At 45.1% G+C, this 26,547-nt stretch carries 22 protein-coding genes; 17 read left to right on the plus strand and 5 right to left on the minus strand.

What is annotated here, in order from left to right:
- Positions 1–226 precede the first annotated feature (226 nt).
- A complete protein-coding gene (locus tag NO352_RS10065) occupies positions 227–706 on the plus strand; it encodes a ribonuclease domain-containing protein (protein ID WP_289355539.1) in 480 nt (159 codons plus the stop codon).
- Between the two features lie 5 nt (positions 707–711).
- The gene (locus tag NO352_RS10070; protein ID WP_005550047.1) at positions 712–993 is read left to right on the plus strand and encodes a barstar family protein; all 282 of its coding nucleotides are present in this window, start codon (positions 712–714) and stop codon (positions 991–993) included.
- A gap of 141 nt (positions 994–1,134) precedes the next feature.
- On the opposite strand, the gene NO352_RS10075 is transcribed toward NO352_RS10070, so the two are convergent.
- Positions 1,135–1,959, minus strand: a complete 825-nt coding sequence (locus NO352_RS10075) for an undecaprenyl-diphosphate phosphatase (RefSeq protein ID WP_157267196.1) — start codon at positions 1,957–1,959, stop codon at positions 1,135–1,137.
- Positions 1,960–2,280: 321 nt separating this feature from the next.
- Here NO352_RS10075 and NO352_RS10080 point away from each other — a divergent pair, with 321 nt between their 5' ends.
- Positions 2,281–3,957 (plus strand): M28 family peptidase, encoded by a 1,677-nt coding sequence (locus NO352_RS10080; protein ID WP_289355540.1) that lies wholly within the window; start codon positions 2,281–2,283, stop codon positions 3,955–3,957.
- A gap of 409 nt (positions 3,958–4,366) precedes the next feature.
- Here NO352_RS10080 and NO352_RS10085 read toward each other — a convergent pair whose 3' ends face one another.
- Positions 4,367–5,965 carry a M3 family metallopeptidase gene (locus tag NO352_RS10085; RefSeq protein ID WP_289355541.1) on the minus strand — a complete coding sequence of 533 codons (1,599 nt, stop codon included), beginning with the start codon at positions 5,963–5,965 and terminating at the stop codon, positions 4,367–4,369.
- 1,001 nt (positions 5,966–6,966) lie between these two features.
- Here NO352_RS10085 and NO352_RS10090 point away from each other — a divergent pair.
- Complete coding sequence (locus NO352_RS10090) at positions 6,967–7,935, plus strand: ABC transporter substrate-binding protein (protein ID WP_289355542.1); 969 nt, start codon at positions 6,967–6,969, stop codon at positions 7,933–7,935.
- Between the two features lie 85 nt (positions 7,936–8,020).
- Here NO352_RS10090 and NO352_RS10095 read toward each other — a convergent pair whose 3' ends face one another.
- Positions 8,021–8,557 carry a superoxide dismutase family protein gene (locus tag NO352_RS10095; protein WP_005550057.1) on the minus strand — a complete coding sequence of 179 codons (537 nt, stop codon included), beginning with the start codon at positions 8,555–8,557 and terminating at the stop codon, positions 8,021–8,023.
- A gap of 198 nt (positions 8,558–8,755) precedes the next feature.
- Here NO352_RS10095 and NO352_RS10100 point away from each other — a divergent pair, with 198 nt between their 5' ends.
- The 8 genes from NO352_RS10100 to NO352_RS10135 all read left to right on the plus strand — a co-directional run bounded on the left by NO352_RS10100 (position 8,756) and on the right by NO352_RS10135 (position 18,047).
- The gene (locus NO352_RS10100; RefSeq protein ID WP_289355543.1) at positions 8,756–9,067 is read left to right on the plus strand and encodes a CHY zinc finger protein; all 312 of its coding nucleotides are present in this window, start codon (positions 8,756–8,758) and stop codon (positions 9,065–9,067) included.
- 326 nt (positions 9,068–9,393) lie between these two features.
- Entirely contained in the window at positions 9,394–10,452 is a 1,059-nt protein-coding gene (gap, locus tag NO352_RS10105; protein ID WP_005550060.1) for a type I glyceraldehyde-3-phosphate dehydrogenase, read from the plus strand.
- Positions 10,413–10,592: a GapA-binding peptide SR1P gene (locus NO352_RS10110; RefSeq protein WP_005550061.1), complete on the plus strand. Its 180-nt coding sequence runs from the start codon at positions 10,413–10,415 to the stop codon at positions 10,590–10,592. Before gap ends, NO352_RS10110 begins: the two co-directional genes overlap by 40 nt.
- A complete protein-coding gene (gene ppdK, locus NO352_RS10115; protein WP_289355544.1) occupies positions 10,589–13,321 on the plus strand; it encodes a pyruvate, phosphate dikinase in 2,733 nt (910 codons plus the stop codon). The genes NO352_RS10110 and ppdK overlap by 4 nt, the downstream gene beginning before the upstream one ends.
- 206 nt (positions 13,322–13,527) lie before the next feature.
- Positions 13,528–14,166 (plus strand): CBS domain-containing protein, encoded by a 639-nt coding sequence (locus NO352_RS10120; protein ID WP_040736521.1) that lies wholly within the window; start codon positions 13,528–13,530, stop codon positions 14,164–14,166.
- A gap of 16 nt (positions 14,167–14,182) precedes the next feature.
- A complete protein-coding gene (locus tag NO352_RS10125; RefSeq protein ID WP_005550064.1) occupies positions 14,183–14,986 on the plus strand; it encodes a pyruvate, water dikinase regulatory protein in 804 nt (267 codons plus the stop codon).
- 48 nt (positions 14,987–15,034) lie between these two features.
- Positions 15,035–16,009 (plus strand): class II fructose-bisphosphatase, encoded by a 975-nt coding sequence (glpX, locus tag NO352_RS10130; RefSeq protein ID WP_005550065.1) that lies wholly within the window; start codon positions 15,035–15,037, stop codon positions 16,007–16,009.
- A 322-nt stretch (positions 16,010–16,331) separates the two neighbouring features.
- Positions 16,332–18,047 (plus strand): methyl-accepting chemotaxis protein, encoded by a 1,716-nt coding sequence (locus NO352_RS10135; protein WP_289355545.1) that lies wholly within the window; start codon positions 16,332–16,334, stop codon positions 18,045–18,047.
- 339 nt (positions 18,048–18,386) lie between these two features.
- Here NO352_RS10135 and NO352_RS10140 read toward each other — a convergent pair whose 3' ends face one another.
- The gene (locus NO352_RS10140) at positions 18,387–19,919 is read right to left on the minus strand and encodes a flavocytochrome c (RefSeq protein ID WP_289355546.1); all 1,533 of its coding nucleotides are present in this window, start codon (positions 19,917–19,919) and stop codon (positions 18,387–18,389) included.
- Between the two features lie 335 nt (positions 19,920–20,254).
- Positions 20,255–20,563 (minus strand): exonuclease/endonuclease/phosphatase family protein, encoded by a 309-nt coding sequence (locus NO352_RS10145; RefSeq protein WP_353961247.1) that lies wholly within the window; start codon positions 20,561–20,563, stop codon positions 20,255–20,257.
- A 194-nt stretch (positions 20,564–20,757) separates the two neighbouring features.
- On the opposite strand from NO352_RS10145, the gene NO352_RS10150 reads away from it, so the two are divergent.
- The 5 genes from NO352_RS10150 to NO352_RS10170 all read left to right on the plus strand — a co-directional run bounded on the left by NO352_RS10150 (position 20,758) and on the right by NO352_RS10170 (position 26,545).
- Positions 20,758–21,960 (plus strand): multidrug effflux MFS transporter, encoded by a 1,203-nt coding sequence (locus NO352_RS10150; protein WP_289355547.1) that lies wholly within the window; start codon positions 20,758–20,760, stop codon positions 21,958–21,960.
- A gap of 352 nt (positions 21,961–22,312) precedes the next feature.
- Positions 22,313–23,029: a lipoprotein BA_5634 family protein gene (locus NO352_RS10155; protein ID WP_289355548.1), complete on the plus strand. Its 717-nt coding sequence runs from the start codon at positions 22,313–22,315 to the stop codon at positions 23,027–23,029.
- Between the two features lie 39 nt (positions 23,030–23,068).
- Positions 23,069–23,761 carry an ABC transporter ATP-binding protein gene (locus tag NO352_RS10160; protein ID WP_289355549.1) on the plus strand — a complete coding sequence of 231 codons (693 nt, stop codon included), beginning with the start codon at positions 23,069–23,071 and terminating at the stop codon, positions 23,759–23,761.
- Between the two features lie 17 nt (positions 23,762–23,778).
- A complete protein-coding gene (locus NO352_RS10165; RefSeq protein WP_268599850.1) occupies positions 23,779–25,761 on the plus strand; it encodes an ABC transporter permease in 1,983 nt (660 codons plus the stop codon).
- Between the two features lie 88 nt (positions 25,762–25,849).
- A complete protein-coding gene (locus NO352_RS10170; RefSeq protein WP_005550074.1) occupies positions 25,850–26,545 on the plus strand; it encodes a response regulator transcription factor in 696 nt (231 codons plus the stop codon).
- Positions 26,546–26,547: the final 2 nt, after the last annotated feature.

Genomic DNA, 26,547 nt, shown 5'->3' on the forward strand with positions numbered 1-26,547 from the left:
AGCGTCTTTAGGCGCAGTTTGGCAACAGGGGGTTATACCCCAAGTGCAAACCACCCGTTGGACGGGTGGTTTTGATTTTGACTCGTCTGAACTAGAGATGCGAAGGTTTGTTTTGATGGCTACGCTGGTAATCTAAAAGTAGATTTTAATCTATGGGCTTATTCATGTTACAATAATTCCTGATTCACAATAGCAGGTGATTAGCACATATGGAGGGAATTTTACGTTGAAATGGATGAAATCGCTGTTCGTCTTGTTCCTTACCTTGATGGTAATGACAGGATGCGACACAACACAGGTTGATAAAGGGAAGAAGGCCATTGAACGTCCTTCGCCAACAGTGGAGTCTAACGAGCCAGTTCAATCGAAACCTCTAACAGACTTCGAGGAAGTAGCGAATTATATAAGGAAGCATCATTCTCTGCCAGATAATTTCATTACGAAGAAGGAAGCGGAGAAGCTCGGATGGAATGCAAAGGAAGGAAATCTGAATGAAGTAGCTCCAGGCAAGAGTATTGGCGGAGATATCTTCCGCAATCGGGAAGGCAAGCTGCCCAAGAAGAAGGGCCGCATTTGGTATGAGGCAGACATCCACTATTCTGATGGCTTTCGTGGGAAAGACCGTCTTCTCTTCTCAAATGACGGACTTATTTACAAGACCGAGGATCATTATAAAACATTCCAGCAGATGAAAGGGAAGGAATGAGGACGATGACAAGACGAGTTGTTGAATTGGATGGGCGTGCTATATCCTCTCGAAATGCGGTGCATGATGTGCTCAGCGAGGTGCTGGAGCTTCCCGATTATTATGGACGGAATTTGGATGCGCTGTGGGATTGTTTGACGGAAGCCTCTTCACTGCCGCTTACAATTCATTGGAGCCATTATGAGGCTAGTAAAAAGCAACTGGGGGAATACTGTGAGCAGCTGCTGCAGCTATTTCGGGATGCAGAAGCGGAGCTGGACGGATTCAAGGTGAAGATAACTCGGTAACTTGAGAAAATGGATAGATAGGGATGAGAGGTCATTTCTTTATTCCATTGACCACGATAACGGTAATCGAAAACAAGCCTTTGACCATTAGGTCAAAGGCTTGTTTTGCTATGCTGTAAGATTGTTGTCGTGCTGTTCATTTTATAAGAAAACAAAATAAATCACTGCGGCCAATACGACGCGATAAATCGCAAACGGGACCAGCTTAATTCGGTTGATGAGCTTCAAGAAGAAGCGAATAGACAGCAGGGCGAACAAAAACGCGCTTATGAACCCGACAATAAAGAATGGAAGTGCATCCATCGAGAAATCCTTCCAATGCTTCAGAAGGGATAATCCGCTGGCACCTGCCATGACAGGTACGGCCATAATGAATGTAAAGTCAGCAGCTGCACGGTGACTCATCCCAAGCAGTACGCCGCCGGAGATTGTAGAGCCGGAGCGGGAGAAGCCCGGCCATAGTCCAAGACACTGGAACAAGCCGATGCCTAGCGCTTGCATGTACGTAACCTGGTCGACAGTCTTGGCTGTTGGCTTTGCAGGCCGGAACCAATCCGCTGCAACCATAAGCACTGCACCTAGCACGAGACCGATCAAGACGGTCTGAATAGAAAATAAGTATTGATCAATATACTTTTCGAACAGTAATCCAAGCACGGCTGCAGGGATTAATCCGACCAATACTTGAGTCAGCTTCAATCTGGAATGACCGGCTCTGCCCAGTTCCGGATCAACTGGTGCACGCTTCAAGCCGAGAAGCTGGAAAAAACGATCCCAAAATACGACGACAACAGCTAGAATGGAGCCAAGCTGAATGACGACCTTGAACATATTCGCCATTTGAGGCGAGAATATTTCCTTGGAATGCAGCATAAAGTCATCCACAAGAATCATATGTCCGGTAGATGATACCGGAGCAAATTCTGTCAGGCCTTCAACAACTCCTAAAATAAATCCGACAAACATGTCCCACCAATTCAACAATAGTCACTCTCCTATGTAAGGCCTTCGATATAAAATTGCGTACAGCACAAATCGTATTATATAGCGATTTTGTGCATTGTGGTAGTAGAAGTTAACATAATATATAATACGTTAACAAAATGTTTGCTTTAATTTGTTGGATACGATGTGATGGGGTAAGTTCGACATAAATAAGGAAGCAATACATGATCATTTATTTCTATTTATTTCTTGTTCTTAACATAAAGGTCGGATATGATATTAGTATCAGAAAAGGTAAAAAATACCTTTTGTTATGTTGGGGATTATGGAGGTGAGTCGATCTTGAACAAGACTTTGACTGAACAGTATTCAATAAGTATGTGGGTTAGGTCGATGGGTATCGTAATCTTGTGTGTGCTGCTTATACTCTCAACTTTATGGTTCGAGCAGCCGCCTGCTCCTAAGGGAGAGGATGCGCCAAAACTACAATTTTCTGCTGCAAGAGCGTTTAAGCATGTGCAGGCAATTGCCCGGAAGCCACATCCATCAGGTACGGCTGAGAACGCTAAGGTTAGAGCGTATTTGGTGGAGCAAATGAAATTGTTAGGGCTGCAGCCTTCTGTCAAAACGTATCCATGGACAGGTATAGTTAAAGGCGCAACAGAGTCTTTAGAGCTGCATAATATTATCGGCATACATAAAGGAACCAAGCCAGGCAAAGCATTAATGCTGTTGGCACATTATGATTCAACGCCTTTTGGACCAGGTGCTAACGACGATGCGGTTGGGGTCGCCACGCTATTGGAAACGGCACGGGTCCTACAATCTAGTCCGCCGCTTGAGCGAGATATTTGGTTCGTTCTGTCAGATGGTGAAGAGAAAGGGCTGCTTGGTGCAGAGCTATTCTGGTTAGATGAAAAGCTGCGGGAGGAGATAGGCCTGGTTCTCAATTTTGAGGCGCGAGGCTCAAAAGGGTCTTCTCTTATGTTTCAAACGAGTAAGGATAATGGAGCTCTTATATCCGGCTTTGCTTCATTCGCAGTATCGCCGGTTAGCAGCTCTATGTTAGGCGAAATATATCGGATGATGCCAAATGATACGGATTTAACCGTTTCACTTCAAGCTGGCATTCCAGGACTTAACTTCGGGTATATTGACGGCTGGGACAAATACCATACAGCACAAGATGCGCCTGAGAACGTCTCTCTTGCAACGTTGCAGCATCATGGGGAAAACGCACTTGCGGCAGCCAAACGATTCGGAAGCATGGATTTGAAGCAATTGATTGAACCAGAACACGTGTATTTCAATTGGTTCACGATGCTGCTGCATTATCCCGATGCTTGGACCGTACCTATGTCCGTTCTTATTGGTGTTGGGTGGCTGCTAGCTATTGCTGTCCTTCTCAAGAAAAGAGCGATCACGCTGAAAGGAATGGCTAATAGTTTCCTTATTATATTAGGAAGTGTGATTTCGTCCGTTATTCTTTCTTATCTGCTCTTTGTTGGGGGAGTGTATATTGGGAATTTGATTGCAGGTATGCAGCTTAATCTTGCTTCCATACCTGCTTCAGTTAATCTCGCATTCGTACTGGCTGCATTATTTGTACATCTCTTAATCACTCGACTCACACGTCATGTTGTTAATGGATTAGAAATGATGCTGACAGGGATGCTGTTCTACTTCCTGCTTCTGATAGTTGCAATAGGACTTTTCCCTGGAGCAAGCTATTTATTCCTGCTTCCGCTTCTCATTCACGGTATTGTTATTTCATTCATCCTGTTCAAGCCTAATCCAGCTGCGTCAATTTATCATTCCGGGATCCATTTTGTACTGGCTATTGCTCCACTGACACTGACAACAAGTTTATTGCATCTCCTATACACAGGCATGCCCCTCTTTATTAATTTGTTCAGCTCGGTGCTTTGTGTATTGATATTTACTCTGCTGCAGCCGCTTATGACGAACCTAATCGTTATTCGCAGCAGCCAAGCTGCTCATTACATGAAAGTGAAATAGCGGAACAGCACTCATGCGGCAACATGGGTGCTGTTTTCTTTTTATCCGGTTATATCAAGTGTTACGATAGTGCATTACGAGCTTCATCACATCTACTCGCTCATAGGTACACCATTGTTCCCATAGCTTTATATCGCCTTCTAATCCGCCAACCTGTCGAGAACTATTGTCATCATGCTACAAATCCGGAAGAAACGGAAAATCTCAATTAGAACAACCGTTTGCTCATGCGTATTTGCAAGCCTTTTTGCAAGATTCGTCGTTTCTATTACGCCGAATTGATCCGGTTGAAGTAGGAAGTCCAGCGAATACGGTGAATACAACTTTTCATTAGAACGTGAAAGGGGAATGTGCAGCGAGAGATGATATTCTGCCCTGCATTCCTCATATGTACGAGTACGGTATAGTGTTATCGATTGCAGTGCGAGCTTACGAACTGTTGGACAAAATACTTTGGATTAAGCGGCTCGCCCGTTGCACGCTTCAACAGATCATTCCATGTCCATGTCGCGCCAGGGAGGAAAAATTGCTCCTTTACAAAAGTTCCTGCTTCCAGAGAGAACAAGTCATGCGAAATATTCGCCATCATATAATGTTGCAGTTGGGAAGCAGTCAGCTCACCCAATAAATAGCTTTGATAGCTTACAGGAGCAAGCGTGAAATGCATCTTGGCAGCCCAGTGCGGATGCCGGGTATCCTCAGGCGCATGCAAGTGCTGGATCTCTGCTACGAGTTGCCACCAACGTTCATTCACGTTCGTATGTGGACGCTCATACAGCTCCCGCTCGAACTTCACAAATGTAATATACCATCTCATACTGACCAGCATCTCGCGTTGAAGAGTACCGGGCAGGGCAGAAGCATGGGAAGAAAAGGCGGTTGGTTCCGGCTTGATGAAGCGGGTAATCCATTCCTCTTCCTTTGTCATTCTGCCAAAGAGCATCGCAATCGCTTCGGTAGTAAGCGTATGGGCAGGCTTCCGCAGCAGGAAAGGCAGCGCTGCGTCAATATTTTTCTCATATGCCGCATGACCGAACTCGTGCAGCATTACGCTCATCCAAAATTCGCTCGGATTGATGCTCATCATGATCCGTGGTTCGCCCGTACGTCCCATCGCCGTGCAATACCCATATGGATATTTCTTATCACGCGGATATAGGTCACTGCGTGCGATAACATCTTTGATATCAAGTCCCATACGTTGAAACGTCTCTGCAGTAATTGCTTCCATCCGGTCATTTTGCAAATAATCGGCCATATTCCATTCACTGACAGCAGGCGTACTCTGAAAGAATGGATCTGAATAATGCCACGGCCTAAGCTGCGATACTGTAATACGAAATTTTTGAGCCAGTTCCTCGTCAATTTGCTGCTTCACGAGCCGATACGGTTCTTCACTCTGGACAAGCAGCTCATCGATTAAGGCAAATACGCCATCAAGATCGAGATCCTGCGCGCTATATTGCATCTGATAATAATTGTCGTAACCAAGTGTGCGCGCCTCTTCATTGCGCTGCTGGATAAGCCGTAGTGAACGATCGCAGACCTGCTTGCCAATTTGCTTGCTAGCGAGCCAAGCCTGCTTACGTTCGTCCGGATCAAGGCTCGTTTCCAGAATCGTGCGAATATCATTGTTCGATACATGCTGGTTCTTTAGGGTAGGACGGTAGGAATTGAAAATGTCTACGAGTTCCTTTGTCATGCGAGTAGAGTGTTCGGCAAGCTTCGGATCTAACTGTTGATTGATCATCAAGTGACGAAGCTCTGTAAGCTGTCGTTTTTGTAATGACGTAAGCTGCTTATTCTCTAGGTGCTTCGTAATGAGGGCGAACCGATCCGTATCCGATAAATAACGCACCCATTCATTTTGGGCAACTTCCAACGCATCATTCCAGGATCCCTCACCTGTAGAAGTTACCATCCATCCTGCTTGATCGATCTTTATGCTTAGTTCCTGAAGATTCTCATTATCACGCTGCAAAAAAGACCCCACATCCATTACATCCATAGGAATTTTCCCCTCCATTTCTTCTAGCTCGATGTAAGTTTATAATTATTACAATACCAAAATAATGTAATTTGGGAGTTTTAATTTATGGCATTCATCGTACAATTATGCAGGTATTGTTGATGCTATTGGAGTTGTTCGTAACATCGAAGGTGTGGAATTGGAGCAGCTTTTTTACGTGTATGGAGTGGTTATTATGCATCATCTGTGGACAAATGAAAACGAACATGAGAAAATAAGTAGTTGATATTGATAATCATTATTATTTGAGTAATTCGTGAGCAGCGAATGATAGGATCGAGAGGATAGGAAGTGGTGAAGGGGGAACGGGAAAATTGTACATGAACGACGGATGTATTGCTGCCGGGGTGCTGCCGAATATTGTTTTTCTATTGCCAGTTGGATCCGTTTCTGTAGTTGAATGCGATGCTAAACATGGACTGCACCTATACAAAACCGAGTTCGACATCTATCACGCAATGGGGTGGAGTGATGTGAGAAGAGTAAGGAGAAGGAGTTGACGTTGCCTGTAAGCGGGGAAATACGGGTCGAGCAGCATCATCGCATTAGACGTTTGATTCGATAATTATTTTGGAACAGCCAATCTCTATCGCTGATTTCCTTGGACAAACTAGCAGATATGCTGGTATGAATCCTTCATATTACTCTTAGCTATTCAAACGCAAAGGAAGAAGAGTCCAATCGAGTATTTGACCGATCTGCGCATGAATCAGGCGAAGCAGCAATTACTGCAGCCAAGTGGAAAAATACGCGACATTGACCGTGATGTCGGATATAAACACTAAGCGTGAATCCATTTGTCATACCTATCGATAAAGAAGCGCCAATGATGTCTATGCCAATCTATGATCGGATGTGGAAGAACGTAAAGCTGTATGGTGCGCGCAACATCGGGCATGTGTTTTATCGTTCTTTACCTATCATAATAATGATTTCATTTTCATTTAAACCTTAGACGACTTTAAAGGGGATATTGCATCATGATTACACGTCATCGCATGAAGATAATTACTTGCATCTGTACTTTACTCGTAATGATTACTGCAGCATGCAGCGGACAAGTGGCCTCGAATAAACAGAGCGAATCGGGGAATTCATCACAGGTTCAAACGGTCACTTCCGATACAAAGCATCCACCAGATATTGCGGGAGCAGACAAACGGATTGCGGTATTATCTATTCCTTTTACAAGCGACTTGCTTGCATTGGGAATTACTCCGATCGGAGCCGTCACACAAAAAGGAAAAGAGTTTCTCCCGCATGTAGCCGATCTCTTGCAACATACACAAAATTTAGGGAATTCCCAAGATCCCAACCTCGAAGCGCTCGTGAACGCGGAACCAGACCTTATCATCGCGCAGGAAGAACTGATAAAGGGCAAGGATGAACTCGAAAAGATCGCGCCGACAATGGTACTGAGTTTCAAGCAGTCGACCTGGGAAGAGCAGTTGCAACAGCTCGGCAAGGCGTTAGGCAAGGAAAAAGAGGCCGAGGCGTTTATTGCTGATTATAAACAAAAAGCCGCTACAGCAAAAGAATCTATCAAGCAAGCGCTTGGAGACGAAACGGTGTTAGTGCTGCGCGTCATGAAAAAAGAGCTCAGAGTATACGGGTTAGATCGCAATTATGGATCATTGCTTTATCGAGATTTGGGAATTAAACCTGCGAAGGGTTTGGAAAATATAGGACGAGGAAAAGAAGGGCCGCAAGCTATCTCCAGCGAGGTGCTGCCAGATTTCGATCCCGATCATATTCTGCTTGAGGTAGCTGCTGATTCGGCTGCTCAGCAGCTATTCAAAGAGTTGGAGGATAGCGCCATCTGGAAAAATCTAAAGGCAGTCAAAAACAGTAATGTTCATGCGATTGCACAGCAGCCATGGCTGGATTACTCTGCCCTTGGCCAACTTAAATCGTTGGATGAGGCAATGACTCTATTTACACGTAAATAGATGACTCGTCTAGAACATAATGAGGGGCTACCATTACATCATCAAGGATGACGAATGGAAGCCCCTCATTGTGTTGATCACATTACTATTGAATAACTCCGCATGCGATGCGATCGCCTGAGTTACCTGCTGGGTCAGTCTTGTAATCGTCCGGCTGCGCATGAATAATTAACGCTGTGCCGCCAGGCTTCACCAGGGAATTAGGCTTGTCCTTCTCCAGCGTGACCATCTCGGTTGTGAAGGTAGCTTGGGCCTTGCCATCTGCACCTACTTCTAAATTAGGCAAGTCGCCGCTGTGGTAGCCCTTCGGATTTTCGAAGCCATGCTCCTTATGGGTTGGATTCAAATGTGCCTCTGCCGTCTTGAAGTCAGGAGTATCACAACGTCCTACCGCATGAAAGTGAATGCCATGTTTACCGGGTGACAGATCCCGTACATCGACAGCCATTTGAACCTTGTTACCTACTTGGGTTAGCTGTGCAGTACCGATCGATTCTCCTTTTGTGTTAATAATGTTCACGTTCACAAATGGAGTTTTCTCTTCCGCAAGTGCCTCCTTGGCTGTACACGCACTTAGCAGCAGACAGCTTGCCAGCATACATGCAATTGCAAGTTTTTTCATATCGATCCTCCTTAAATTTTGATCGGGTCGGTAACAGTGTTTACCTATTTTACAGAAAGAAAACCGTCTGACTGTAATTTGCTTAGGTACAGGGTGGTGAATTGAAGGAATATGGTATGCTTGAATAAGACGAATATAGACGAGACGACCGCTTGAGAGAGATTCGAAAGCAGAAACACTATAAAGCGAGGTAATGAAATGATTCATGTGACAGGTGCGATAGATACGATGACAAGATGCCGGCACTATCATTCCGAGGTAGATGTGATTGCAATTAAGTTCAAATGCTGTGATGTGTATTACGGCTGTTATTATTGTCATGCAGAGATGGCCGATCATCAGCCAATCGTATGGCCTATGGAAGAGCAGGGTGCGAAGGCGATCCTTTGTGGAAGCTGTTATGCAGAGCTCACCATTGAGCAGTATTTGAATTCTCATTATAAGTGTCCGGTTTGCAATGTTTCATTTAATCCGGGTTGCAAAAACCATAATCATTTGTATTTCGAGTAAAAGGAGCTGCAAAGGAACCTGAGCCAAAACGGCCAGGGGAGTGAAGAATAGATGAGTTATACCGTAGATGACCTTCTGAGGATGAGAGGTCATCTTTTTTGTTGTCTGAAGGGTACCGCTGATTTTGCTTTGGAATCGCTAATAAAGGTGATTAAGACATGCTGCTTCTTGAATATAGTGTGTATTATATATGTCTAATTATTGCGCTAATCCACGTTTTTCTTATTCATTTCCGAAACAAAATTACATATAGTGTGTATTAATTATTGAAATCCAATTAATTATGACGTAATATATAAAGTGAACAAAGGAGGTTCAAACGATATATGCAGAAACGACTCGGTGTTAGCGGTACAGGAAGAATCGGAAGATTGGTTATTCGCAGTCTGTTCATGGATGGTGACGGTGCTTCACTCGGCCTTATTAATTCTACCTGCGCACCCGATCAATTGGTGCATCTCTTGAAGTATGATTCGATTCACGGTCGCTGGGATGTAGATATGAAGGCAGGAGAACAATGCCTTTTCATTCAAGGGCACCGAATTCCGGTGGTGAGCGAGCGCAGACCAGAACTGCTTCCATGGAGAGAGCATGGAATTGATGTCGTCGTCGATGCGACAGGCAAGTTTAAGAGTCGTTCAGAAGCGTCCCTTCATATGGAGGCGGGCGCGAAGCGGGTAGTGGTGACAGCACCGGGCAAGGATCTGGACTGTACCATTGTAATGGGTGTTAACGAGCATGCATATAACCCGCAGCAGCATGCGCTGATCTCGACAGCTTCCTGCACGACGAATTGTCTAGCGCCTCTCCTTCATGTGCTCGATCAAGAATTTGGCCTGGACTACGGTTGGATGACGACCGTACATGCGTATACGAATGACCAAAAGCATCTGGATAATTCGCACTCAGATTGGCGAAGAGGCCGCGCTTGCGGCAGCTCGATTATTCCCACTTCAACAGGAGTTGGCAAAGCCTTAAAGGATATTCTGCCACATCTCGCGGAGCGGGTTCAAGGAATCTCCTTGCGAGTTCCTGTGCAAAATGTATCCTTGGTTGACCTTACTGCTGGATTGCACAGTGAAGTTACGAAGGAAGATATTGTTCGAGTATTTACGAATGCAATTAGGGAAGGCATGGAGCCTTATCTGGAATATAACGAGGAGCCTTTGGTGTCCAGTGATTATATTGGCAACCGCAAATCTGCAATTATTGATGGATTATCGATTCAAACGTCAGGTCACCAAGTGAAGCTGTTGGCATGGTATGACAATGAATGGGCATACGCGTGCCGTGTAACGGATTTCGTCAAGTATATGTTCGTCCAATCCGAGGAGGTAGAACCAACATGCGAAACCAAATCGATGAGCTCATCACTGAGTATGTAAAAGAGAACGACTTGGGCACGATCATTTGCCGTTATTGTGATGATATTATCGATACCTTGCCTACAAATGGTGTGAAGACAAAATATATGGTGTGTAATAAAGAATCGTGCCGCGAGCAAGAAGGGAGCGCTTCGGCTTGACAATATCAAGAGTGAACTCGTTTCGAAATGGCGGGAAAGAGGATGCCGAGCTCCTGGGCGGCAAAGGCGCTAATCTGGCTGAAATGACAAAGGCGGGGCTTCCTGTCCCGCCTGGCTTCACCATTACTACAGAAGTGTGCAGGCAATATTACAGCAGCGGATGCCATATGCCTGCAGGAATCATGGATGAAGTGATGCGTGCTCTGGTCGAGGTGGAAAGAGCGCAGGAACGGCGTTTTGGCAGTGAAGACTGCCCGCTGCTCGTATCCGTGCGTTCTGGTTCCGTGACATCCATGCCAGGGATGATGGATACGATACTCAATCTCGGGCTTACTGACAAGACGGTAGAAGGATTGGCTAAGCTCACGGGCAATCGACGATTCGCTTATGATTGTTATCGCCGTTTCATTCAAATGTATGGCTCCGTCGTTTATAACATTGAGGGAGTTCACTTTGAGCGTTTATTGCAGCAAGAAAAGCAGCTTGCCGGGTGTGCAGAGGACCATCAGCTCACAGAAGCATCACTGAAATCACTTGTTCAGAAGTTCAAGCTTCTTATTGAAGTGCGAGCGGAGCGTACGTTCCCGCAAATTGTAAAGCAGCAGCTTCAGGAAGCTATTGAGGCCGTGTTCTTGTCCTGGTCCAGCCCAAGGGCGAAGGTATATCGGAAAGTCCATCAGATTCCAGATGATCAGGGGACTGCAGTCAATGTGCAGTCCATGGTATTCGGCAATATGGGCGAGACGAGTGGAACGGGCGTGTTGTTCACGCGGAACCCTTCGACTGGAGAGCCGATTCTATTCGGTGAATACTTGATGAATGCGCAAGGGGAGGATGTCGTCGGAGGCACAAGAACGCCTTGTCCAATCGCGGAGCTGGAAGTGACGATGCCGCATGTGTATGAGGAATTATCCTTATGTGCGAAGCAATTGGAATTGCAATATCGCGATATGCAGGATATTGAATTTACCGTTGAGAACGGTAAGTTATATCTGCTTCAAACTCGCAATGCGAAGCGCAACGCCAGAGCAGCATTGCAAGTAGCTTCTGATCTAGTAAAGGAAGGGCTTATTAGTAAGGAAGAGGCAGTGATGAGAATAGATGTTCAGCATTTGAATCATCTGCTCCATCGTTCACTCCATGCGGCTGCTGACCATAGTGTGATTGCGACAGGACTCCCCGCTTCTCCAGGTGCAGCTTGTGGGCAAGCTGTATTCGAGGCTGACGTGGCCGATGAATGGAAACGGGCTGGAAAACAGGTTATTCTTGTACGAATGGAGACGACTCCGGAAGATATTCACGGTGTCATTGCTGCTGAAGGGATTGTCACGCTGCGAGGCGGGATGACCAGCCATGCTGCGGTAGTTGCACGGGGTATGGGGAAACCTTGTGTATGCGGCTGTGAAACGCTGCAGATTGACGAGGAAAAACAGCAGTTGATCGCCAATGGATTCATCATCCACGAGGGAGATTGGCTTACGATTGATGGCGGCAGCGGTCAAGTCATTCCGGGACGGATTGAGCTTCAAGATGCGAATATAACGCCAGAAATGCTGCAAGTGTTGGAATGGGCTGATCAGATTCGCTCGATGAAGGTTCTTGCAAACGCAGATTCACCGTCTGATGCCCGTAAGGCAAGAGAATTCGGGGCAGAAGGAATCGGTTTGTGCAGGACGGAACACATGTTCATGTCTCCGACTAGAGTGCCTATTGTCCAACAAATGATTATGGCGGAGAAGGAGATTGATCGCCAGCTGGCACTGAATCGATTACTGCCGATGCAGAGGGCAGACTTCGAAGATATGTTCAGGGAGATGGATGGTCTCCCGGTTACTATACGGCTGCTTGATCCTCCTCTGCATGAGTTCCTGCCGAACATAGAGGAGCTTACAGAGCGCAAGGAAGCCCTGCATACCTTAGATAGTGAACAAGCGGATAAGGATGGAGAACTTCAGGAACTGGAACGCATGATCCGCCGTGTTCGCGAACTGCAGGAAACCAACCCAATGCTTGGGCAGCGCGGATGCAGACTTGGCATTATGTTCCCGGAAATTTATGAAATGCAGGTGGAAGCAATCTTCCAGGCTGTGCTTCGCTGTTTGCGAGACAGGGTTACGGTGCTGCCGCACATTATGATTCCGCTTGTTGGTCACGTCAATGAGCTGCATTTCCTCCGGAACGTTGTTGATCTGGTAGCGCAACAAGTGCTGGGCGAGGAGCGACGAAATTGCCCTTACAAAGTAGGGACGATGATCGAGGTGCCGCGCGCAGCATTGACAGCTGGAGAAATTGCTCGATCTGCTGATTTTTTCTCCTTTGGCACCAATGATTTAACGCAAATGACGTTTGGCTACAGCCGCGATGATGCGGAAGGAAAGTTCTTGACTCACTATGTGGAGAATAAGCTGCTTCCTTACAATCCATTTCAAGTGCTGGATACAGAGGGAGTCGGCAAGCTGATTGAGATGGCGGTTGTGCAAGGCCGAGCTAGAAACCCGATGCTTACGACTAGTATTTGCGGCGAGCATGGAGGCGACTATGAATCCATTATGTTCTGCCAGCAGATTGGACTGGACTATGTCAGTTGTTCGCCTTATCGACTGCCTGTTGCGCGAATTGCAGCAGCGCAAGCCCATATTCGTATGAATGGCGCAGCGCGGCAGCAGCATGCACAAATGCTTGGCACAGGCGAAGTTCAGGCAGAACAATCCCAAGAAGCAGCGGTGTGATTGGTGTCATCAGCGAGATATCGTAACCCTGCGAGATAAAAACGGGCTGGAGTGCTGCTTCTCCTACAATCGGGAGTTACGCGCACTCCGCTCGGAATGCTATAATCTTGTCAGAACAGAATGCGAGCTGAATCCTGCGTGTACAGCGTAAGGAAAGATATCGTGATACAAGGCGGCCTTTATAGCATGAAACGGAGGGATGCGTTATCGAACTAACAACAAGACAGTTAGAAATTATCAAAATCGTCAAAAAGCATGCCCCAATTACGGGAGAGCAAATTGCGGAGATGCTCACGGTGAGTCGCCCTACGATTCGTGCTGATTTATCCTTGCTTGTCATGCTCGATTATATTGCAGCAAAGCCCAAGGTAGGCTATTTTCTCGGGGAGAAGGCAGAGAAAAAGAAGTCGGATTCATACGTCCTGCGCAACATGAAGGTCGGACAGGTTCAAGGCATGCCAATTGTAGTCGATGTGAAGACGACGGTGCAGGATGCGGTGGTCACTTTATTCCTTGAAAATATCGGCAGTTTAATGGTGACGGACGAAGGAGGCAAGCTTGCGGGTATCATTTCCCGTAAAGATCTGCTTAAGGTAACATTAGGCAATCCGAATGCATCCTCCATGCCTGTCAGTATGGTGATGACCAGACAGCCGAATATTGTGACGATCAGTCCAGAGGAATCTGTATTGGAAGCAGCGCGCAAAATGATTCATCATCAAGTAGATAGCCTTCCAGTTGTATCGTATCCAGAGAATTCTTCTGATGAAGATGGCAATGTCGTAGGGCGAATTACGAAGACGACAATCATTAAGCTGCTGCTCGACAAAGTAGACCAGGATTAGCAGGGGGACGAAGCGTATGGGGAACGCGTCATATACAATTACCGTGTGTTCGGATTCCGTCGGAGAGACGGCAGAAGCAGTAGTAAGGGCTGCTATACGACAATTTGAAGCGCCGCAAATCAAGATTAAGCGTTACATGAATGTGCGCAACGAGGAAGAGCTTCGTATTTTGATGGAGGAAGCTGCAGAGTCCGGAGGCTTTGTTGCTTATACGCTGGTACAGCCCGAATTGCGGGAGGCGATCAAGGAGCATGCCATTCGCCTGCATGTTCGAGCTGTAGATGTAATGGGGCCGATGATCCAGGCGTTTGTAGATACATTTGAGGATCAGCCGAAGCGAATGCCGGGCTTGCTGCATCGCTTGGATGACGATTATTTTCAACGTGTTGAGGCAGTGGAGTTCGCTGTTAAATGTGATGACGGCAAGGATCTGCATGCGATACTGAAAGCTGATATCGTGCTGCTTGGCGTATCACGCACTTCCAAAACACCATTAAGCGTATTTTTAGCCCATAAAGGGAAAAAGGTTGTCAACTATCCGGTCGTGCCTGAAATTCAGCCGCCGGAGCACTTATACAGTATTTCGCCAAGCAAGATAATCGGTCTGACGATGAACGCTGAGCATCTATTGAAGGTTCGTTCCGAACGATTGAAGACGATGGGTCTTCCTGTTCTAGCCAGATATGCATCACTTGATCGCATAGTAGAGGAATTGGAAAATGCCCGTTCATTGTTCGACCGATTAGGTTGTCCTGTCATCGATGTTACGGATAAAGCTATTGAGGAAACAGCAGGTATTGTGATGGATTTGATTCACTGAATGCATTTGCAATTAACTTTACGCAGCTAAAAAGGGAGAGAAGTGGAGATGGATCGTCAGCTAGCTTTGGAAATCGCGCGTGTGACAGAGGCAGGTGCACTGGCGTCAGCCTCCTGGATTGGACGGGGTGACAAACATGGCGCTGACCTTGCCGCCACCTCTGCCATTCGAGAAATGTTCGATACTGTACCGATTAACGGCACAGTTGTAATTGGTGAAGGTGAAATGGACGAGGCGCCTATGCTCTATATTGGAGAGCAGGTTGGGAATCGTGTAGGGCCGGATGTGGATGTAGCAGTGGATCCGCTGGAAGGTACGGAAGTCGTCGCAAATGGATTGAACAACGGGATGTCTGTTATTGCTATTGCGGAAAGAGGAAACCTGCTGCATGCGCCGGATATGTATATGCAGAAGCTTGCAGTCGGTCCGTTACTCGCCGGACATGTTAGTCTGGACGATCCGATTGAGCTTACGCTGGAGAAGTCTGCTGAAAGGCTCGGCAAGTCTGTTCAGGAGCTCACGGTCATGATTCTGCAGCGCGATCGCCATAGTGATATCATCCAAGTGCTGCGAAATCATGGAGTTCGGATAAAGCTCCTCGAGCATGGAGATGTATCTGGTGCAATTGTGTCGGCGATTCCCGAAAGCGGTGTGGATCTCTATGTAGGCTCAGGCGGTGCTCCGGAAGGCGTATTAGCCGCAGCTGCATTACGCTGTCTTGGGGGAGAGATGCAGGGCCGTCTAATGGTGGAAAGCCGGAAGCAGTATGATCGCTGCAGGAAAATGGGGATTTCGGATCCTAGTGCGCTGCTGCGGATGGAGGATCTCGTAGGCACGGGGGACATTATTTTTGCAGCGACAGGAATTACGACTAGTGACCTGCTGAACGGCGTGCGTTATTTGGCGGGACAGCGTGTAGAGACGCATTCGGTCATTATGCGTGCGAATACGGGCACTATTCGATACTTGCGCTGCGTACACAATATGTCGATGAAGCTCAAGCATGCGTCAGGAATGCATTGATAGGGACGCAGATCCATACGGCAAACCCTTACCTAGTGTTAATCTAATTTAAGATTGTGAAATGTTAAAGGCATTATTTCATAATGAACGAAAAACTCACGTTTGATGAACTGGGCGAGACCGTTAGGAAACGGTCGACCGCATGGTCTCAAGCGTGAGTTTTTTTGATTTTATAGCCTTCGCTGGTAGTGATAATAGTAATGTATTTACAGTAAATTTTCAGAAAAACCGTTAAAAAAGCATTGGAAACTATATGAAGCTATAAAAAATATGTCTGAATTTGTCGATAATGATTAAGTTACATATAGAGGGGAGAGAAACCATGAAGTTTAGATTTAGAGACCTGAATACTTCAATGAAAATCTTTATACTGGTCGGAGTCGGCAGTGTGCTGTTGGCTTTCATCACCATGATGTCGTATCAGTCAATGAATGAAATCAATGATAAGAACGACAACATGTTCGATCATAATCTGAAATCCATCATGTGGGTGAAGCAGATTATGGTGAACAATCGTACCATTGATGCGGCTATCTTCGAATTGATGGCGAGCAGTGACGACACTAGAAATAATGAACTCAAGCAAACGATTGATCGATTGCGAGCAGAGAATAATACTTTGTTGACACGTTACAAAGAGGTTATGCAAACAGAACAAGAGAAGAAGCTGGTAGATGGATATGATAAGGCGTTAAAGCCTTATCGTGAAAGTAATATACGTTCAATTGAATTAGCCATAGCCAATAAGAACGAAGAGGCATATGATTTTTATAATGGGAATGTGCGTGAAGTCAGAGTCAAAGTACAACATATACTTACTGAGCTTGCGAAACTGAATGAAGATTTGGCAGCAAAGCAAGCTGAGGAGGTGGGGCAGCTTACAGATGCTTCCACCTTAACAAATGTGATTATTGGAATCGTATCCTTCCTGCTATGCTTGTTTGTTGGGTACATCACTGTCAACATGATTGTGAAGCCGCTTCGTCAAATGCAAAGGCTGATGGAGCAAGCTGAACAAGGGGATCTAACCGTTCGCGGCACGTATGAATCCAAGGATGAAATTGGGGTGCTGATGAAGGACTTTAACAAGATGATGGAAGGTTTGTCGTCGATTATGAGCACTGTGCATGAACGTTCAGAGCTGCTGCTTCATAATTCACGCCTTGTATCGGACAATGCAAATGAAACGGCGCAAGCGACAGAGCATATTGCAGCTTCAATGGAACAAATTGCAACCGGTTCACAGCTGCAGCAGACGGCATCGGAGGAAAATGCAATCGCACTTGAGGAATTTGCACGCGGCATCCAATCTATCGTTGAAAACACGGCCAGTGTAGCGGAATTGGCAAGTCATTCAGCGCTACAAGCCGAGCAGGGGAATGCGACGATCGTTGATGCGATGGAGCAGATGAAGTCAATTAATCAATCCGTGCATACAACTGAATCCGCAGTGGAGCAGCTGCTTGATCATTCCCTTCAGATTGAGAAGATTATTGATGTCATTACGAATATTGCAGGGCAGACGAACCTGCTTGCACTGAATGCATCGATTGAAGCGGCAAGAGCCGGGGAGAGCGGCAGAGGCTTCTCTGTAGTTGCTGGCGAGGTTCGCAAGCTGGCTGAACAATCGAGTGAATCTGCCAAGCAGATTGCCGAACTCATTTCCGTCATGCAGAATAGCACGCAGGAAACCGTAAATGCAATGGGCTATGTTCGGCAGGAGGTAGCTTCCGGCATGAAGGTGGTTGCACAGGCCGGGCAGATGTTCGAGCTTATTATGGCGTTGGTGCAGCAAGTAACAGGTCAAGTGCAGGAGACATCTGCAGCTACCGAAGAAATGTCAGCAGGTACAGAGGAGATTACGGCCTCCGTAGATGAAATGGCGAAGGTTGCGACTGATGCTTCCTCTGCGGTACAATCAGTCGTTGCTGCTTCAGAAGAGCAGCTTGCTTCCGTGGAGACCATATCGGCCTCGATCGAACAGCTTAAGCAAATGGCGGAAGAGCTGCAGATGATGGTAAATCGTTTCAGACTATAATCAAAAATATACAAGCTGCAAAAATAGCCGGCTGTCGTTGGAGACAGGCCGGCTATTTTAATCATTAGAAGATCTGCATAATAAGAGTCGATAAGGGGGATGAAGTATCCTCTTGATCAATTGCAGCGACTCTTAAGAAACGAGCTTCTGATACTTTTCGTTTGGAGTGACTATTACAGACGGGTTCTAATTGGATTATCCGAACGCTCGCTATCATGCAATAGTTTTATAGTACTTTTCTTGCGTTAGGTAAGGGGGAAGTGTGCGTTTTTTTCTTGGTAAGTAGAAAAAACGCTTGGGCTTTGATGAGCCCAAGCGTTCATTGTGATACGAAATCGCTTATTGTGCTTTTGCGAAGTCAGCCGACTTGATACCAGCTTGACGTCCGAAAATGATGATATCTGCAACGGAGTTGCCGCCGATACGGTTTTGACCGTGCAATCCGCCAATCACTTCGCCAGCTGCGAACAGACCTGGGATAGACTTGCCGTCCTTCGTTACTACCTCAGTGTTCGTATTGACTTTCACGCCGCCCATAGTGTAATGAATACCTGGAGCGATTTTGATGGCATAGAATGGGCCAGCGGACAGTTCGTTGTCCATGCCTGTTGTTCTGCCGAATTCTGCGTCTTTTTTATCCTTCACTGCGCCGTTCCACGTATCCAGCGTAGATTTTAGTTGGTCTGCCGGAACGCCCATTTCTTTTGCCAGAGCCTCAACCGTTTCGCCTTTAATAACGAAGCCCATTTTTTCGTATTGCTGAATCGCTTTTGCACGCGACTTTACGCCGGAATCAAATACGAGATAAGCGGCTTTGTCAGCAAGCTTATTGATGGCTGCAGTTACATTGTCACGAGTGTCTAATTCGTTAGTGAATCGTTTGCCGTCTTTAGAAACGAGAATTGCGCCTTCACCGCGGACAGCTTCCCCGATGAGATACGATTTCTCTTGCTGCACAGTAGGGTGAACCTGAATTTGATCCATATCGACAGTAACGCCGCCGAGTTTTTCAATCATTGTAATGCCGTCACCTGTGCTGCCTTCTTGGTTTGTCGTTACGAGACCTTTCAAATCAGGGCGAACAGAGGAGATCATATCCATATTGGCACCGTAACCGCCAGTTGTCACAACAACTGCATTCGCTGCAATATTTTTCTCATCCTTCTCTTCAAAGAGAACTTTAACGCCGTTAACCTTGCCGTCTTTTTCAGTAATATCTGTTACTTTTGCATTGACGAAAAGTGGAATTCCTTTAGATTGTACATTTTTAACAAGACCGCTAACGAGATATTGTCCAACAGCAGAGCCGTCCTCAGGACGGTGTGTACGTTTTTCTTTCATACCGCCAGTAATCGTGAGATTGTTCAAGCGAATGCCGATAGAATCCAGCCAGTCAATCGCGTTTGCGGAATTGTCAACGAAGTAACGAAGCATTTCTTTGTCGTTCGTTCCATGACCGCCTTTTAACGTTTCTTCAAAGAAGAGATCGTTGCTATCTTCAATGCTTTGCTCTTTTTGGAATTTCGTCTGAGAAGCATTCATACCCGATGAGGACTTCATCGTATTTCCGCCGGCTGCCGGCATTTTTTCGAAAATAACCGGGTTCATGCCTTTGTCTTTTGCCTCAAGGGCAGCGGTCATCCCAGCCCCACCTGCACCGATGATGATGATATCATATTTATCTTGTAATTGATCGATAGGGGTGTAGCTTGCTTTCGAAGCTCCCGACACGGCTTCTGATTCTGGTTTCTCTGCTTTTGTTGCATTGTCTTGATTCTGGTTCGCGCTCGTATTCCCGTTACCGCCGCATCCAGCGATGATGAGCATAAACGAGAGAACGAGAATCAACGTTGCTGCTGCATTCTTTCTCATGAGTTTTCCTCCGCTTTCTATCTCTTTATAGATGAACCTTAAGGGAATACCTAGGACGGAATGCAACGAAGCGAACCCGTAATGTCGAGTAGGCTATGTACTGCGGTTTCTACGCAATTGAATGGCTTTCATAGTTGCTCTTCCGACTTCTAAGTTGGCTCTCTTTTAAGTTCATTTTAATTTTAATATATTTTCAATTATTATATTGTGATGTATTTCACATTCCAAGGTGGTTTTAGGTATAAATACGTTGCGTAAATATTGGAAAGCCCCACATTCACAAAGAAATGAAATGGGGACGGGTCGTCGATGGATATTTGACGACTCATCACTGCTTATCCGTAACTTCTGCACCCAAGCTTTAATGTTGCTGTTACCCCTGCATGATCGGAAGGCCACAGTCCTGTATCGGTTCGATCTTGCTGCTTCTCTCCAACATTATCTGCCTTGACGGGCATCCATCCATTTTTAAATAAAATGTAGTCGATTCTAGCGAATAAGGAAGATTGATCATTCAATAGGTCGGCGTCCTGACAGCAAGTAAATCCATTGCCTTTACCAACTTCTTCCCAAGTGTCATAGAAACCATTTGCTAGAAATAAGCCGTAGGTTGGGGTTCCGGTGCCATCTGCATTTGAATTCAAGTCCAAGCTTGTCAGAGCGTGGTAATATTTATGTGATTCTGATATAATCCTCTATATATTTACCCCCTATAACATTGTAAGGTGATCACTCATTATGGCACTCTCATTTGCAAGATTAATCAAATGCAAACCCCCGATTCCCTGACATTTCGATGATGTAATTGAGATTTTCGAAATTATAGGGGGAATGCAAGTTGGCACAAAAAATCTCAACTCCATCATTGCTTTTATTTATTATTCTTGTGGGATTTCCACAAATCAGCGAAACGATATACACGCCTTCTTTGCCGGACATTGCTAGTCAATTGCAGGCAAGCAACAACATGATTCAGCTCACGCTCAGCATTTATTTTCTTGGGTTTGCGGTTGGTGTTTTTTGCTGGGGAAGGTTATCGGATGCAATTGGTCGGCGCCCTGCCATGCTTTGGGGCATTTTCGTATATGGAATAGGCAGCATAGGCTGTTATCTGTCAGGTTCCGTGGAGTGGCTATTGGTTAGTCGATTCATGCAGGCATTCGGTGCAAGTACAGGCTCGGTTGTAACGCAAACGATCTTACGAGAAAGCATCGATGGTTCGAAGCGTCATGCTGTATTTGCTCAAATCTCAGCAGCTCTTGCTTTTACACCGGCTTTAGGGCCGCTGATTGGAGGCTGGGTTGATCAGTCGTTAGGCTTCAGGGCTGTTTTTCTAACCCTTGTCATCATGGGTGTGGCGATATTCATGTACACGTTCGCTTCCTTGCCTGAAACGAGAGGTGCCACGACAACTTTGAATGTGAATACATTGTCTGTCGCCAAGCGCCTCATTACAGACGGCAGAGTATGGGCATTTGGCTTTCTAATCGGAGCAACGAACGGCATTCTGTTCAGTTACTATGCAGAAGCGCCTTTCGTATTTATTGAATACTTTGAGATGACGCCAGGCATCTATGGTTTCTTTGGTATTTTTGTAGCGTTGTCTTCGATAATAGGAGCCATGCTGTCGAAGAAGCTATTGTCCACCTTGAAACCAGAGCAGATCATTCTGATCGGCTGTCTCGTCACTGTACTTGGTGCTGGAGCGCTGGTCGGGTTTACGCTTAACGGTTTAAGCTCATCGCTGTTGTCCATGGGTGTGTTTGTCGCCTGCATCTTCATCCTGCTGCTTGGGATTGGCATGGCCATCCCGAACTGCTTAAGCTTGGCGCTAGTACGTTACAGCGATGTATTGGGGACAGCAGGGGCTATCTTTGGATTAGGGTATTATGTAGTCGTGAGTCTGATTACAAGCGGAATGAGCTATCTGCATAATGATTCGTTAGTGACGATGCCATTATATTTTCTTATACTGGCGGCAGTAATGGTCATAGTGAGCAAAAAAATCGCTAACCTTTCCTCAAGCCAGGAAACAAGCTAAAAAGCTATCGTAATGTTGTCGCAGTAATAAAGGTTATAAATTGGAAAAGTGATTATTTATGAATCCCTTTTTCCTTCTGGAACGGATTTAAAGCGAATAAAACAGCGGCAGTCACGGACTAATTTTTCGTCTATGACTGTCGCTGTTTTCATTTCAGCATCGATCTATTTCGTCATTTTGGATCGCATCCTCAATACAGTCCTTAATTTAGGACAGGCAAGTCTTCATTTCGATTCTTACTAAAAAGTAAGGAAGATGATTAAAATGGTTAGATAAGAGTCATTAACTTGTAAAGCAAATTCATCTATAATCCAGACATCAGATGATTTTTATAAAAGGAGCAGTCAAAAAGATGAAAAAAATAATAGGTCTCGTTTTGGTTATCGCTATTTTTGCAGGTATAGGGCTCGGCGTAAAACGTTTTGTGGAAGGCCCTTCACAATCGGTTAATGGAATTTTAGTTATCGGTACAGATCAAGAGACGAAGAAAGTCAAAGAGCTGTACAAAGATAGAAGCAAAGAAATGATCGACTACAAAATGAAGTTGGTCACAACCAAAATAGTAACGAAATTGTCAGAGCAGGATAAGAAGGAAACGGGTCAGGAAGTTGATATCCGAAATATCAATTATTCGGTTATTCAGCGATCCACCGCTGAGCAGTTCATCAAGAAGGGGATTATTCGAGCTAGACAAGATCCTGAAAGTTTGTCCATTATTTCAGATCCAGTTACCGCGATCCAAGAATTATCGAATGGTCAAAATCTGCTCTTCTCTTTAGGTGATGACGAAATGAAGAATAACCAAATCGACTTGAATGGTAAGATGGTGCCTGTACAGTATGTGAAACGTCAAGCGTGGATCGGGTATAGACCTATGGATCTTGTTATTGTTGATGACAAAACTTATAACAACATAAAGGAAGCAGAGTCAACAATTTCATTGATTCATTTCCAAAAAGAAAGCTTTGATTATAAAAAGAAAGAAAAGGTGAACAAGGTTATAGATGAAATCAGAAGCGTCTATGCGGTTAGCGAAGAAAAGGTAAACTTTGTAGATGTACAAGATTGAGTGTAAGAGATCGAACTTTACGTATGAGTAGGTGACAGTGTGGAAGTTGTACGCATGGAAAATGTAGTGAAAAGTTATGGCGAAGGCAATAGCAGGGTAGAGGCGTTAAAAGGGATTACGCTTTCGATTCAGCAAGGAGAATTTGTTTCCATCGTGGGTGTGTCCGGCTCAGGGAAAAGTACACTGCTGCATATATTAGGAGGATTGGATCGGCCAACTTCAGGAAAAGTATTCATCGGGGAAAATAGTATTTACGATTATTCGGATGATGAGCTTTCGATATTCAGAAGAAGGAAAGTCGGATTTATTTTTCAATTCTTTAACTTAATTCCCGTATTGAATGTCCAGGAAAATATCGCTTTGCCTACGATTTTAGATAATGAACAGGTAGATATGACGTATCTCGATGAAATTATTGAAACCTTAGGGCTGCAGGAACGGAAGACTCATCTGCCATCCGAACTATCTGGCGGCCAACAGCAACGGGTCTCCATCGGCAGGGCGCTTATCAATCGTCCGCATTTGATACTGGCCGATGAGCCTACAGGCAACCTAGATACGAAAAATACAAAGGAAGTCATGGATTTATTACGTTTGACAGCGAAGAAATACAATCAAACCATTGTGTTGATTACGCATGATTTATCGATTGCTTCGGCTTCCGACCGGGTCATTACGATCGAAGACGGCAGTATCATTTCAGATCAACGGCTAGCTGCGAATCAGGCATAGATTGGAGGAGAATGAAGTTGATCAGCAGTTACAAACAACTAAGCAGCCGGTATCTAAAAGGGAATATCAAGCGAACCATCTTAACCTTGGTCGGAATTGTACTCTCTGTAGCGTTAATATCCACGATCGGTCTGTTTATGAAAGGATCACAGCTCTCCCAAATTGAAAACATCAAAAAGCTGAATGGGTTTTCGTTTCATGTTGGCATATCCAATTACGATGAAGCGATTCTGAATAAAATCAGATACAATCCCCAAATCGCATCGTATGGATTGATGTCACAGGGCAAGACCATCCCACTCGGGGACGTTGCGGTACAAATGAATTTCGCCGATCAACGTGCGCTGGAGTTTTTACCCTATAGCCTTCTCGATGGACAACTGCCTGCCAATGAACATGAGGCAGCTGTCGATTCATGGACGCTTCCTTATATCCATAAAAATCTTAAGCTCGGCGACTCTTTTCAAATGGAGGGAGAAACCTATAAACTGGTTGGGCTGCTAGACAATCGCGAGTTTACACAGAAAAGTAAAGTGGGTCGATTATTAACCTATAAACGTGATTTTGCCAGTGGGGAAGGCATGATCTTAATTGAGATCAACCAAAAGGCGAACTTTAATGAAGTTCTAGACGAGATCAAATCATTTACTGGAACTGAGAAGTTGGTAATCAATGAAGAATTGATCAGAGTGTTGAAGCCACAGTCGAATCGCTCGATTTTGGCTGTGCTTGTCATCGTCATCAGTATAGTTGTGGTGGCGACAGCTGTCGTCATCTATAACGCCTTTCAAATCAGTGTCGTTGAGCGGATGAAGCAGTTCGGCTTGCTCCGAAGCATAGGCGCGACGCGCAAGCAGATTCGACACATCGTCATGAGGGAAGCGGCTGTGCTGGCTGTTATCGCCATCCCGCTTGGAATTGTATGCAGCATCTTGGCTCTTGCTGCGCTTCAGTTCATTTTCCTCCTGTTATTAGAAACGGGTGCAAGTGTCTCGTTCTTTCACATCGATTGGCTGATTATATTGATCAGTTCACTCATTACCCTGACAGCGGTATTGGCGTCCAGTTATTATCCGGCTTTTTTTGCAGGAAGAATATCTCCCTTGCTGGCGATCAGCAGCAGGTTATCCATAAGAAAAGAATCGATCAAAAAACAAAAAAATACGGTGCTGAAAAAACCGGCTTCTTTTCCACTGAGCCTGGCCTTGAAGAATGTGAAAAGAAATAAAAATCGATATACCATTACCATCTTATCGATCATTATAAGCAGTGTATTGTTTATTACGTTCTCATCGATCATGAATATCGCATTTGAATCCAAATACGTGAACAATGAGTCTGCGAAATCGGATCTAGCCATCTATCTGCAAGAAGGTCATCGTGATTCCTCCGTAGACAGTCAAGCCATTTTGGAGCAATTGAAGTCGCTTGAAAATGTATCTGAAGTTAGCGAACAAGACACTAGTTTTCGAATCAAATTGAAGGATGTGCATCAATCTAGCGCAACCGTTGCGGACATTCAGCGGACCGTTGGAACAAAGCACTCTATTACAATCGTTAATTACCTAGACGAGAATAAAACAAGGAAAGAATCAGAACTCGTTATTAAAGTGCTCGTATATGGTTTTATTGCGGTTATTTCGCTGATTGGCAGTGTGAATATCATCAATACGATTACGATCAGCATCATCATTAGACGCAAAGAACTGGCTGCATTAAAATCAATAGGCATGTCGCAAAAAGATCTGAAAAAGATGATTATCTATGAAGCACTCATATACGGTGTATCTGGAAGCTTACAAGGGGTCTTCTTCGGATGTATACTATCCTATATAATATATGTGGCTGCTTCTGGTATCTTGAAGCTTGAATGGACAATCCCTTATATGGCATGTATCATTACGTTTGCTGCCGCATTGTTCATCAGTTATGTATCCGTTCTGATACCACTTCGCAAAATCCAACAGGATAATATTATTGATGTGATCAGGGAAGAATAATACGGAGGGCCTGGCTATGTGAATAGTCAGGCTATTCTGATTTTATTGGCTTATTCGGAAATAGAAAGAGGAGAAGGAGGGCCACACGTTGAGCAACATATTGCTGGTTGAAGATGATGAAGCTCTTGGTCTAGCCATCGAATTTTCATTGAAAAATGAGGGGTATGAGGTGGTTAAAGCCTCTAGTGTTAGAGAAGCGAAGCATCAGTTTGAACATCGTACTTTTGATTTAATTATTCTAGATATCGGTCTTCCAGATGGAAATGGCTATGATTTATGCATGCATTTCAAAAAACAGAGTGACACATCGGTCATTTTCTTAACTGCCCTTGATGAAGAAGCGAATGTGGTCATGGGGCTGGATATTGGAGGGGACGATTATATTACGAAGCCCTTCCGCGTGAAGGAACTCATGTCCAGAGTGAAAGTGCAATTACGCAAGCAAGCTCGTCTAGGGACTTCTTCAACGATCTTAACGTCTGAGAATATCAGAATCGATATGAACCTAGTCAAGGTGTACAAAAATGATGAAAGCCTGCCAGTAACGAATTTAGAATATAAGCTTCTGCTCACATTCATGATGAATGCCCACAAAGCACTAAAAAGAGATGAACTCCTGCTACATATCACGGAAGGTGATGAGGTTTTCTTTGATGAAAATACGCTATCAGTATATATTCGACGTTTGCGAGATAAAGTGGAAGATGATCCGAGAAATCCGCAGTTCATCGTCACACAAAGAGGATTGGGCTATCGCTGGAGCAAGGATGTGAGTAGAGAGTAGGA

The sequence above is a fragment of the Paenibacillus sp. S-12 genome (assembly GCF_030363895.1).
GTDB classification, from domain to species: Bacteria; Bacillota; Bacilli; order Paenibacillales; family Paenibacillaceae; genus Paenibacillus_B; species Paenibacillus_B alvei.